Annotated in this window: 7 protein-coding genes; 3 read left to right on the forward strand and 4 right to left on the reverse strand. The window is 73.3% G+C overall.

Features of this window, described 5'->3' with window-relative positions; genetic code table 11:
- The first annotated feature begins 204 nt into the window (after positions 1-204).
- On the forward strand, positions 205-978 hold the full coding sequence (locus AB0H32_RS31250; RefSeq protein ID WP_361127357.1) for a DUF2071 domain-containing protein: 774 nt from the start codon (positions 205-207) through the stop codon (positions 976-978).
- A gap of 135 nt (positions 979-1,113) precedes the next feature.
- Positions 1,114-2,811 carry a DUF885 domain-containing protein gene (locus AB0H32_RS31255; RefSeq protein WP_361127360.1) on the forward strand — a complete coding sequence of 566 codons (1,698 nt, stop codon included), beginning with the start codon at positions 1,114-1,116 and terminating at the stop codon, positions 2,809-2,811.
- A 23-nt stretch (positions 2,812-2,834) separates the two neighbouring features.
- Here the strand turns inward: AB0H32_RS31255 and AB0H32_RS31260 are convergent, their stop codons facing one another.
- The 3 genes from AB0H32_RS31260 to AB0H32_RS31270 form a co-directional block, all read right to left on the reverse strand.
- Complete coding sequence (locus AB0H32_RS31260; protein WP_361127363.1) at positions 2,835-3,743, reverse strand: squalene/phytoene synthase family protein; 909 nt, start codon at positions 3,741-3,743, stop codon at positions 2,835-2,837.
- Positions 3,744-3,802: 59 nt separating this feature from the next.
- The gene (locus tag AB0H32_RS31265; protein WP_361127366.1) at positions 3,803-4,903 is read right to left on the reverse strand and encodes a HEAT repeat domain-containing protein; all 1,101 of its coding nucleotides are present in this window, start codon (positions 4,901-4,903) and stop codon (positions 3,803-3,805) included.
- 177 nt (positions 4,904-5,080) lie between these two features.
- Positions 5,081-5,797: a hypothetical protein gene (locus tag AB0H32_RS31270; protein ID WP_361127369.1), complete on the reverse strand. Its 717-nt coding sequence runs from the start codon at positions 5,795-5,797 to the stop codon at positions 5,081-5,083.
- Positions 5,798-6,138: 341 nt separating this feature from the next.
- Here AB0H32_RS31270 and AB0H32_RS31275 point away from each other — a divergent pair, with 341 nt between their 5' ends.
- The gene (locus AB0H32_RS31275) at positions 6,139-7,497 is read left to right on the forward strand and encodes an FAD-dependent monooxygenase (protein ID WP_361127372.1); all 1,359 of its coding nucleotides are present in this window, start codon (positions 6,139-6,141) and stop codon (positions 7,495-7,497) included.
- Between the two features lie 128 nt (positions 7,498-7,625).
- Here AB0H32_RS31275 and AB0H32_RS31280 read toward each other — a convergent pair whose 3' ends face one another.
- A complete protein-coding gene (locus tag AB0H32_RS31280; protein WP_361127375.1) occupies positions 7,626-12,161 on the reverse strand; it encodes an alpha/beta fold hydrolase in 4,536 nt (1,511 codons plus the stop codon).
- Positions 12,162-12,200 lie beyond the last annotated feature (39 nt).

Genomic DNA, 12,200 nt, shown 5'->3' on the forward strand with positions numbered 1-12,200 from the left:
TCGCCGCTTCAGCAGGAAGGCGCGCTGTCGGCTCGAACACTACCGGGTCGCCTCCCCGACTTGTCGTCTCGGCGCGGCCGGGCGCGGGAGCGCTCCACCGTGCGGCTGTGTTCCGTGAGTTGCCGTCTCGGCGCGGCACGGTGGCGCGGCGTTCCACCGTGGAGGTGCGTTCCGTCGAGCGGAATGCTTCGCGATACTGGCTCGATGCCGCAACCACCGCTCCATGCGGAACCCGAACCGATAACGGCCGACCCGCCCCATGCCGCGGACCCGCCCCTGCTCACCCAGTCCTGGCTCGACCTGGCCTTCCTCCACTGGGCCGCCGATCCGGCGGACGTCGCCCCGCTGCTGCCGGCCGGCACCCGGCCGGACACCCTGCACGGCGTCACCTACATCGGCCTCGTCGCCTTCCGGATGCACCGCGTCGGCTGGTTCCGCCTGCCCGGTGTCCCGTACCTCGGTTCCTTCCCGGAGACCAATGTCCGTCTGTACTCCGTGGACGCCCAGGGCCGTCGGGGCGTGGTCTTCCGCTCCCTCGACACGTCCCGCCTGATCCCTGTCGTCGTCGGGCGGGTCGCGTTCCGTCTCCCGTACGTGTGGTCGCGGATGAAGGTCCGTCGGGAGGGTACGACGATCGCCTACGCGAGCAGCCGGCGCTGGCCGGGACCCCGCGGTGCGCGAAGCAGCCTCGCGATACGGATCGGCGAGCGGGTCGAGGCCCCGAGCGAGCTGGAACACTTCCTGACGGCCCGCTGGGGCATGCACAGCGCCTTCTTCGGCCGGCCCCTGTATCTCCCGAACGCCCACCCTCGCTGGCCGCTCCACCGCGCGGAGCTGCTTCACTGCGACGAGGATCTCGTGGCCGCGGCGGGGCTGCCCGCACCGGCCGGGGAGCCCGTGAGCGTGCTCTACTCCGCCGGGGTTCCGGTCCGGTTCGCGCGCCCGCCCCGCGCCCCGGCCGGTATCCCCACGCCCTGAACCCACCGCTCGCCGGCCCGGGGCCGGCCGTCGGGAGCCGCGTCCCGCTGATGGCGACGACGAGTGATCGCATGCGGCCGAAAGCCGACAGTGCACTGCTGACACCGTCGGCGACGGTGCGTCAGCATGGCGCACATGTCCGAGAAGCCGAGCACCCCGCGCCGGATCGCCGACGACCACGTCGAGCAGGTCGCAGCCCTCGACCCCCTGGCCTCGACCCGGCTCGGCCTGCATCCCGAGGACGACCGGCAGCCGGATCTGTCGCCGGAGGGCTTCGAGGCGCATGCCGAGCTGGCCCGGCGGACGCTCTCCGCGCTCGACGGCGCCGAGCGGGACGCCGAGAAGGACGGCGTGGTGTGGGAGGGCGCCGACCGGAACTGCGCCCGTCTGCTGCGGGAACGGCTCACCGCGGAACTCGCCGTGCACGAGGCGGGTGACCACTTCCGTGAGCTGCGCAACGTCGGCTCGCCCGTGCACAGGGTGCGGAGCATCCTCACCCTGATGCCCACCGACACCGACCAGAACTGGGCCGCGGTCGGTGGGCGGCTGCGCAACCTGCCGGGCGCGCTGGACGGCTACCGGGCGACTCTCACCGAGGGCATCGCCCGCGGGCTGGTGTGCGCGCCCCGCCAGGCCCGGGCCGTGATCGGGCAGCTCACCGCCTGGACCGGCGAGGACATCGGTGGCGCGAGCTGGTTCGCCGAGTTCGTGGCAGGTGCTCCGGACCGGCTCGGTCCCGAGCTGGACGCCGCCGCCGACCGGGCCACGACCGCGGTGGCCGGCTTCCGCGACTGGCTCGAAGGGACCTACCTGCCCGCCGTGGACGGTACCCCGGACGCCGTCGGCAGCGAGCGCTACCTGCGCTCGGCCCGCTGGGCCAACGGCGCCGCTCTGGACCCGGCCGAGGCCTACGCCTGGGCCTGGGAGGAGTTCCACCACACGGCCGCCGAGATGCGTGCCGAGGCCGGCCGGATTCTCCCGGGCGCCACCGTCCGGGAGACCATGGACCACCTGAACCGGCACGGCCACGCCATCACCGGCGAGGAGAACATCCGTGTCTGGCTCCAGGACATCATGGACGAGGCGATCGACGCACTCGACGGCACCCACTTCGACATCTCCGGACCGCTCCGCAGGGTCGAGTCGAGGATCGCCCCTCCCGGCAGTTCGGGCGCTCCCTACTACACCGGCCCCAGCCTCGACTTCGGCCGTCCGGGACGCACCTACCTGCCGACCCTCGGCCAACAGACCTTCCCCACCTGGGAGATCGTCAGCACCTGGTATCACGAGGGCGTTCCCGGGCACCATCTGCAGACCGCCCGATGGACCGCGGCCGTCGACCGCCTCAGCCGCTACCAGATCACCCTCGGCGCGGTCAGCGCCGACAAGGAGGGCTGGGCCCTGTACGCCGAGCGGCTGATGGACGAATGGGGCTTCCTCACGGACCCCGCCCGCCGCCTCGGCTACCTGGACAAGCAGATGCTCCGGATCATCCGCGTGATCGTCGACCTCGGCATGCATCTGGAGCTCGCCGTCCCCGTCGGCTCCGGCTTCCACCCGGGCGAACGCTGGACCCCGGACCTCGCCACCGCGTTCATGGCCGCGCACCACGGCTGCGAAACCGCCCGCCGCCGCAGCGAGATCGACCGTTACCTCGGCTGGCCCGGCCAGGCCATCGGCTACAAGCTGGGAGAACGCGCCTGGCTGCAGGGCCGCGAAGCCGCCCGTCGCCGCCTCGGCTCCGGCTTCGACCTGCGCACCTGGCACATGAACGCACTCACCCAGGGCTCGCTCGGCCTCGCCGACCTGACCGACAACCTCGCGTCGCTGTAACGGTGTTTGCGTAACCGGCGCCGTCAACGGCAAAGCCGGCGGGCCTGGAGGTACTCGCGCCCCAGCAGCCGCAGCGCAGCGAGCTTGCCGGGGCTCGCCGAGCGGTGGAGCAGCGCGCCACGGTCGGCGCGAGCGGCGCGGCTCGTCAGCTCGTCCACCGCGACCATGCACCGGACCATGGGCCGGTGTGCCTCGGGCACGAGGTCGACGACGGCCCTGCCTTCGGCGAGGGTGCGGTCCACCTGGTCGAGCAGGTCGTCGATCAGTGAGCGAACAGCCGGCAGATCACGGGCCTGTTCCAGGTCGGCGCGGGTGACGCCGTGCTCCTTCAGGATCTGCTCGGGGATGGTCAGACGGCCGTCCGCCAGGTCCTCCGCCAGGTCGTTCACGAAGTCGAGCCGCTGGCTGGCGTCGATGTAGGTGCGGCAGGCGGCCCGGTACGCCGTCTGCTCCTCGGGGCCGAGCAGCGCGGCGACGACCATGAAGCCGGGCAGCGAGTATCCGTCAACGTACCGCTGGTAGTCGTTCTCGGTGACGAACCCGGTGAAGTCGAGGTCCGAGGCCGCCGCTCGGAGATGGTCCAGGACGCGGTCGTGCAGGACGGGGTGTGCGCCGATGCTGTTCAGCAGGGGGCGCAGCTCGGGGTTGTCGGTACCGCCTGCGGCGAGGCTTTCGTTGACCTCCTGCTCCCAACGGGAGTACGCCACCCGGCGCTCCGCCAGGGGGCCGCGGTCGAGCAGGTCGTCGGTGCGGTGCATGAAAGCAGCCGCAGCCATCACATGTGGGACCATGGCCTGCGGAAGCAGCAGTCCGGCGGCGGCCGCCACCTCCCGCTTGTACCGGGCCACCTGCTGCCGCTGTCGGCTGTAGTCGGCCCGTAGCCCTGGCGCGTGCACGCCCGCTGCGTCCAGCGCCCGCTCCCACCTGCCCACCCGGCTCCCCCGTCCACTCGTTCGAGGCAACGAGCCTAGACGGTCGCCCCGGCCGGTCCTCACGGCAGGGCAAGGACATCGTCGATCGCGGACCGGATCTCCTCGTCCAGCAGGAACGACCGGTAGTCCCGGTCCGGTGACAGCCGCCGGTCCCACCCCTGCACCGTGTGCAGGGCTGCCCGCGCCGCCGGAGTGACCGTGCCGATCCGGGCGAGGGCCCGCAGCGCGTCGAGGAAGACACCGTAGGAGTCGCCGCCGTCGGTGACCTCATGGATGTTCTCCTCCAGGACGGACACGCTCGGCTCCGGCTCGCCGGTGATCGACCACAGCGCGACCGCCGCGCGCAGCCGTGCCCAGGGGGAGCCGTGCTCCATCACATGCCGCACCCGGTCGGCGTACGGCGCGGCCGCCGGGCCGAAGTCGCCGAGAAGAGCGACGGGACCGTGGAGCGGCCCCTCCTCGGCCAGCACCGCCTCGCCCAGGAGCCGGAGCGTCGCGTCGTGGTCACCGCCGAGGCGCCAGGCGGCCCACGCCACCCTCCAATGCTTGGCGGGATAGTCGAAGACCGTGATGCGGCGCACGGCGGGCGCGGCGGACTGTGCGGCCGGCCCCATCGCCACGAGCAAGCCGACGACGTCGAACGTATGCGCGGTGTCGTCCAGCAGGGCGACCGCCTCCGGCAGCGCAGGGACAGCGGCCTGCCCCCATTCCGTGAGGACACCGAGGAAGAGGCGGGTCACCGTGATGCCCGTGTCGGCGTCCCGGAGCAGTTCCCGCACGGCGGGCAACAGGACGTCCGCGTGCGCTCCCAGAGGGGTCAGGACGTCCTCCACCTCGGGCAGGCGCGGGTCTCCCATGACGTACGAGCGGCTGTACTGGCCCCGATACGGCTCGTACAGCCGCTCGACCAGCCCCGGCAGACCGCGCGGATCACCGATGCGGGTCAGCGCCCAGCGGGCGTGGTCCCCGACGGTGCCTTCCAGGAACTCGGCCTCGCCCGGGTCGTCGAGCAGTTCGGCCAGCCGGTCGGCGTACGGGGCCGCCCGGGACCCCAGCACCGCGAGCAGGTGGGCCGCCCGGTACCGTACGCCGTCGTCCGCGTCGGCGAGCAGCGCGCCGGCGAGGGGCACCAGCGCGGGGGCCGCGGACGGCCGGACCACCAGCAGCCGCCACGCCTGGTCCAGCGCGGCCCGGCACAGCAGGGTGTCCCCGTTGCGGCGCGCAGCCCCGATGAGCCGGACGACGAAGGAGAGTGCCGTCTGCGGTGCGTCCTCGAACAGAGAGGCCGCCCAGGAGACGACGTCCTCGCGGGTGAAGGCGCTGTCGACGTCCGGTACCTACCAGATCGCCTCGAACTGCGGACGCACAGCCGGGTCGGACAGCACCTCCAGCAGCAGGTCCAGCTCACGGACGGGCGCCTCGGGATCGAAAGACGCCCAGGCGTGCACAGCCGCGACCCGCATGACAGGCGCGTCGGTCCGCAGCACATCCGTCACTGCCGCCCGTACCCGGTCGGCCGTCGCGGGATCGGCGGATTCGGCGGCGGCAGTGCCCAGCGCCAGGAGCAGGGGCAGTCGCACCGTCGGGTCCGTCTCGGCATGCCACCGCTCCAGCAGCGCGCTCGCACTCCCGGCGAGGGGCAGGGCGTTCCTGCGCACCTCGGGCCGGGGGTCCGCCAGCAGTGCCCGGATCCCGGGACGCTGGCGCCGCCAGGCCTCCTGCCAGCCCGCGTCCACCCGGCCCGGTTCGGCTTCGGCCGCTGCCTCGGCCAGGCTCGCCAGCAACTCGACGAGTGTGACCCGGGCTCCCAGGTCCGGATCGCGGGCGAGGGCCACCACGAAGGGCAGCGCGGCGGTCGAGACGGGGGCCACGCGTCCGGTGCCCAGCGCGAAGCAGTCGTACAGCGGGTAGCAGTCCTCCTCCGTCGCCGCCGGGCCCTTGAGCGCCAGGACCCGAAGGGCGCGCCGCATCTCCGTGCCCGGATGCATGTCGAGCGCCGGCTCCAGCCGTTCCCACGGCACCTCGTCCAGCGACTCCAGCGCTGTGCCTGCCACCCACGCCCCCATGTCGGTCAACGCCCCGAATATCCAACAGCGGCCCGCCGAGCCGTAGTCGGCGGCGCCTGCGGACGTGCCGCACGCCATGGTCGCACGGACGGCCCCGGACGCAGACGCGGAAGCCCCGGGACCTCGGCTCACCCGGCGTCGGACCGGGCCCGCAGAAGGACGACTCTCATGGATTCCGCGGGCCGCGGGGAGGCGTCGGGGGCGTCCCCGAGGGAGGATCGTGAGGTCGCAGCGCGCTCCCCCAATGCTTCCCAAGCCCCGTTTCCGGTCTCTCGGCGGGGTCGTTGACCTGCTTGAACGCGGTGGTCCGGTCACACATGGGAGACGACTTGAGTACACATCGCCCTTGGGGCAAGGCCGTTGTCATCGGAGGCAGTTACGCGGGACTGGTGACCGCGCGGGTACTGAGTGACTTCTTCACGGAGGTCGTCCTCGTCGAGCGGGACGCAGTCGACGAGGACACCGGTGTTCATCCGGGCGCCCCGCAGGGCTACCACGCACATGCGATGCTGGCCAAGGGCGGGGAGATCCTGGAACGGCTGTTCCCGGGCCTGCGCGAGGAGTTGAGGGCCGCGGGGGCGCCGGTCTTCGACTACGGGGAGGGCATCGACTTCCTGCTGCCCGTGGGGCTCGCGCCCCGCAAGCGCACGGGCGTGAGGATCCAGACCTTCACCCGCGACGAACTGGAACGCCGACTGCGGCGCAAGGTGCTCGCGCTTCCCCAGGTCACGCTCATGCCGTCCACGCGGTGCACGGGCCTGACCCGGGACCCCTCGGGCCGCGTGAGCGGAGTGACCTGTCGCCCGCAGGACGCGGACCCCGTCGAGCTGACCGCGGATCTGGTCGTCGACGCCTCCGGACGGTCCAGTTCCCTGGCGGACTGGCTGGGCGGGATGGGGGTCGCCGTGCCGCCGAAGCGGATCGTGAAGGCCAAGGTCACGTACACGTCCATGAACTTCGACCGGCCCGAGGAGGACCACCCCGCCCATCCGGACTACTACATCGCGTACCAGATGCTGTTCGCTCCCCGGGTGTCCCGGGCCGGTGTCCTTCTCGCCGTGGAGCGCAACCGCTGGACGTGCTCGCTGTTCGCCCACCAGGACCGGCCACCGACCGACGACAAGGGCTACCTGGCCTTCGCCGAGAGCCTGACCAACCCGCGCCTGGCCGAGCAGATCGGCCGACGCACCGTCCAGGAGCCGACCCACAGCTACACCAACGTCGACAACCAGTGGCGGCCTTACCACACCGTCAGGAACTGGCCGGAGCGTCTCATCGCCCTCGGCGACGCCGTCTGCGTCTTCAACCCCGTCTACGGTCAGGGGCTGACCGTGGCCGCGATGGAGGCGGAACTGCTGCAGAGGATGCTGGCCCGCCAGCGCGCGTCCGCACGGCTGGACGGCCTGTCCGGGGACTTCCAGAAGAAGGTGGGCCGCCTGGTGCTGGGCCCCTGGACGCTGTCCACCAACTCGGACCTCATGTGGAACCCGGACCGCCAGCCCCTCGCCGCGCGTTTCGCCCACTGGTACAACAGGCGTCTGTTCCGCGTGGCGGTGCAGGACGCGGCCGTGTGGGCCGCGTTCGTCCGGGTGGTGAACATGGTGGCCCCTCCGGCTCTGCTGTTCCATCCCGCCGTGGCACTGAAAGTCCTGGCTCCGACGGCGGCCGGGCGTTCCGCACCTCGCTGACCGCGGGGCGGACCGTGCTCCTGGCCGCTCCGTCGTGCCCGACTCACGGAGCGGCCGGAGCAGCGGCACATCCCTGTGGTCCGCGGCGGGCCCAGGAGCAACGGCGTCTGCTCCTGGGCCGTCGTGTCTCAACCGGTGGGTCCCGCAAGGCCGTTGATCCAATCACGGATCGCCTGCGCCGTGGTGGGTGCATGGTCCTCGGTCATGGTCCAGTGGTCGCCCGGGACGTCCACGGTGTCGGACGGCTGTGGCCAGGAGGACCGCCAGCCGTGACTCCCCGCCGCTGGGCCGCCGTGGGTGCGCATCTCCGGAACCTGCTCGGTGGCGCGGACCAGAAGTACGGGTACGTCCACCGGTTCGGGACGCCGGCCGCGGAGCATCCGGGTGTAGGCCCCGAGCGCGGCCAGAGCCATGTCGTCCACCGCGGTGTCGAACCCCTCCCCCATGGCCAGGGCCGCGCGGGCGGGCAGGGCGAGCAGCCAGGGCTCGGTCTCCCGCTCGGGCGTCACGTGGTAGGTGTCGACGAGGACCAGGCCCGCGGGCGGGGTGCCGGCCGCCGCCAGCCGCGCCGCCACGGCGTGCGCCGGGAAACCGCCCATCGACCAGCCCAGCAGGACGGGCCGGCGATCGCCCAGTTGCTCCCGCAGGGTCGCGGCATGCAGATCCACGAGCGTCTGCCAGTCGCGCGGCAGCGCGTCACCCGAGGTGACTCCGGGATGCCGCATCTCCACCACGTCCCGGTCACCGTCGAAGTGGCGCGCGAGCGCGGCGTACCAGGGCCTGCCGAGGGCCGGGGAGAACCCGGGGAAGCACACCAGGGGCGGTCGGTCGTCCGGGCCCGTTGCCAGGCGGAGCGGGGACAGGACCTGCGCGGCGGCGTCCTCGGGGCCGAATCCGGGGACGGCCAGCGAGGCGGTCACGAGCAGGTGCATCGCCGATACGACGTCACCCGTGCCGCAGACGCGGCGGTAGAGCGAGGCCAGCGTCTGGGGGGACCGGGCTGTGGCGGGGCGTGACGGCGGGCCGGCGGCACCTTCGGGGTGGGGCAGCGACTCGTGCAGTGCGTCGAGCAGGTGGGCGGCCAGCCGTTCGGTGGTGGGCACGTCGAAGGTGAGGGTGGCGGGCAGTTCCAGGCCGGTGAGCAGACCCAGGCGGTTGCGCAGCAGAACGGCGGTGAGGGAGTCGAGGCCCAGTTCCGTGAAGGCGCGGTCGACCCTCACCGCGGTCGCGTCGGGATGGCCGAACACGTCGGCCACCGTCTCCCGGACGAGCGTGAGCAGCGCGGGAGCGCGGTCGGCGGCGGGCAGTCGAGCCAGCCGTTCGCGCCAGGCGCCCGGCGAGTCGTGTGTGGACACCGGGCTCGTGCCCGCCCTCCCGCCGCCGTCGAGGTCCCTCACCGGGCTTGCCGCGGGTCCCGGCGGGGGCAGCAGACCCTGCAGCAGTGGCGGAACCGGTCGTCGCGCCGGACCGGTCCCCGGATCCAGGGGCAGCGGCGCGAGGACCGGCTCGCCCGTCTCCAGAGCGGCGTCGAACAGTGCAAGGCCCTCGGCAGGGCTGACGGCGCGCAGCACGCCGTCGCCGGTGCGGCCGGTACGGGCGGCCATCCCCTCGGCTCCTGCCCACGGTCCCCATGCCAAGGAGAGCGCGGGCTTCCCCAGGGCGGCCCTGTGCAGGGCGAGGGCGTCCAGGAACGCGTTGGCGGCGGCGTAGCCCGCCTGACCGGGATTGCCGAGCAGACCGGCCGCCGAGGAGAAGAGCACGAACTGCGAGAGGGGCAGCTCCTTCGTCAGCTCGTGGAGGTGCCAGGCCGCGTCCGCCTTCGGTCCCAGGACGGCCGCGAGCCGTTCGGGCGTCTGCGCCTCCAGCACGCCGTCGTCGAGGACACCCGCCGCATGCACCACGCCGGTCAGTTCGCCCGCGTACCGGTCGATCACCTCGGCCAGTGCGGACCGGTCGGCTCCGTCGCAGGCGTGCACCTCCACCCGACCGCCCGCCCGCTCGATCTGCTCCCGCAGACGTCGTGCATCCGGCGCTTTCGGGCCGCTCCGGCTGGTGAGCACCAGCCTGCGGACCTTGTGGCGCTCCGTCAGATGCACGGCCAGCAGTGCGCCCAGAGCCCCCGTGCCACCGGTGATGAGCACGGTGCCGTCCGGTGCGAACGCAGGTGGGTGGGAGGGCGCTGTGGCCGACCGTCCCAGTCGGGGCACGAGGACCTTGCCGCCGTGGACCGCGAGCTGGGGCTCGCCGGTTGCCACCGCTGCCGTCAGGCGGTGCAGCGACTCCGGGCTGTCGTCGATGTCGACGACGGCGATGCGGCCGGGGTACTCCGACTGAGCGCTGCGCACCAGCCCCCAGACCGCTGCGGCGGGCAGGTCCGGGTCCGGACCGGTGGCACCACGGGTCACCAGGATCAGACGCGAGCCCACAGCCAGGGTGGGCAGCCGGTGGTGCAGCATTTCCAGGGCGCGTGTGACGAGGCCGCGGGCAGCGGCGGACGGATCGGGGGACGGGGGCGTCGAGGTCAGGGAGACGACCAGGTCCGCGGTGTCGGCTGCGGCGGGAGATCCGACGCGAGGGTCGGGAGAGGTGGACGGGGAGGCAAGCGCCGAGGCCTGCGCGCATGCGGTGGCGAGTGCCTCGGCACCTGCGGCATCCGAGAGCGCCGCCGCCAGGCCGAGGTCGTCCGGGGACGCGACCCTGAGCGCGGGCACGGACGGATGGGCCGCGGCTGCGGCGACCCACTCGGGGCGGTACAGCGGCCGTGGCCGCGCCGGTTCGGTGGCGCCGGCACTGCCCGGGACCACCCGGGTGGTCAGCTCGTCCACCCGCAGCACCGGCCTGCCGGCCGGGTCCGTGAGGTCGGCGGTGAGCGTGTCCTTGCCGGTGGAGCGCAGCCGGACGCGCAGCGCGCCGACGCCTGTGGTCCAGCGGCTGACGCCCCGCCAGGAGAACGGCAGGCGGGTCGCGGCGGGGCGTGCGGGTTCGCCTGGATCCTCGGGGGCCAGCAACGATGCGTGTACGGCGGCGTCGAGCAGCGCGGGATGGATGCCGTAGCGCTGTGCGTCTGCCAGCGCCGCGTCGGGGAGCCGCACATCGGCGAGAAGGTCGTCGCCCTGCCGCCACACGGACCGCACGCACCGGAAGACCGGGCCGTAGGCGTAGCCTGCGCCTGCGAGCCGGTCGTAGGCGCCTGTCAGGTCGACCGGGACGGCGTCCGGGGGCGGCCAGGACTCCTGGGAGCCGCGGTCCGGGCCGGGGTCGGTGGTCGATCGTCCCAGCCGGCCGGTCGCGTGGTGGGTCCATGGACCGACCGGGCCGGAATCCTCGGGGCGCGCGTGGATGTCGACGCTGCGGCGGCCGGACGGGTCCGGCTCGCCGAGCGCCACCTGCACCTCGATACGTCCACCGGAACCGGGTAGTTGCAGGGGGAGCAGCAGCGTCAGTTCCTCCAGGAGGTCCAGCCCGCAGGTGTCACCGGCGTGGAGCGCCATGTCCGCGAGGGCGGCGGCGGGCACGAGCGGGCGTCCGCCGACGACGTGGTCGTGCAGCCAGGGCTGGTCCGCGTCCGCCAGGTGGCCGGTGCAGAGCAGGCGGCCGGTGTCCGGGAGGCTGGTCGTCGAGGTCAGCACCGGATGGCCGACGGTGGTCCGGGGCGCGCTCGGTGTGGTCTGAGGAGGCTCGGCCAGCCAGTGGCGTTCCCGTTGGAAGGGGTAGGTGGGCAGGTCCACCCGCCGGGCACGTCTGCCTGGGTGCCCCCGGTGCACGGCTTCCCAGTCGACCGCCGTGCCGTGCACGTGCAGCCGGGCGAGTGCCGCCAGGACCGTGCCGGGCTCCGGTCGGCCAGGCCGGACCGTCGGGGTGAGGACCAGGTCCCCGGGCTCCTCGACGGTGGTCATCGCGGCCGAGACGAGCTGTGCGCCGGGGCCCACCTCGACGAGGGCGGTCACCCCCGCCTCACGCACCAGATGTCGTACGACGTCCGCGAACCGCACCGTTGCACGGGCATGGCGGACCCAGTAGGCCGCAGAGCGCAGATCGTCTCCGTCGGCCCGGCGCCCGGTCATGGCCGAGACGACCGGGATGCGGGGCTCACGATAGGTGGCGCGCGACGCCGCACGGCCGAACTCCGCGAGCGCCGGTTCGACCAGCGGCGAGTGGAACGCGTGGCCGGTCCGCAGTCGTACGGTGCGCCGCCCCCGGGCCTCGAAGCGTGCGGCCACCGCCAGCACCGCCTGCTCGGCCCCGGAGACGACGACCGACCGTGGGGCGTTCACCGCCGCGATCGCCACCGGCCCGGGCTCCTTGGCCCGTTCCGCCAGCGCCGCCCTGGCCTCTTCTTCGGTGGCGTCCAGCGACACCATGGCGCCGCCTGCCGGGAGTTGCTGCATCAATCTCCCTCGGGCGGCGACCAGTTCGACGGCGTCCCGTTCCGAGAGGATTCCGGCGACGTGCGCCGCGGCCAGCTCGCCGACGGAGTGGCCGGCCAGGACGTCCGGTCGTACCCCCCACGATGCGAGCAGCCGGAACAGGGCGACCTCGAAAGCGAACAGGCCGGCCTGTGCGACGTCGGTACGGCTCTGCGCAGCAGCGGCCGCCGTGTCCGGCGCGGCCCACAGGGTCTCGCGCAGGGGCCGGTCCCCGACGCCGACGGCGTCGATCCCCAAGGGCGTCGGCTCCTCCCTGATGACCCTGCAGGGCGTGAT

Source organism: Streptomyces sp. NPDC020362, assembly GCF_040642095.1.
Taxonomy (GTDB): Bacteria; Actinomycetota; Actinomycetes; order Streptomycetales; family Streptomycetaceae; genus Streptomyces.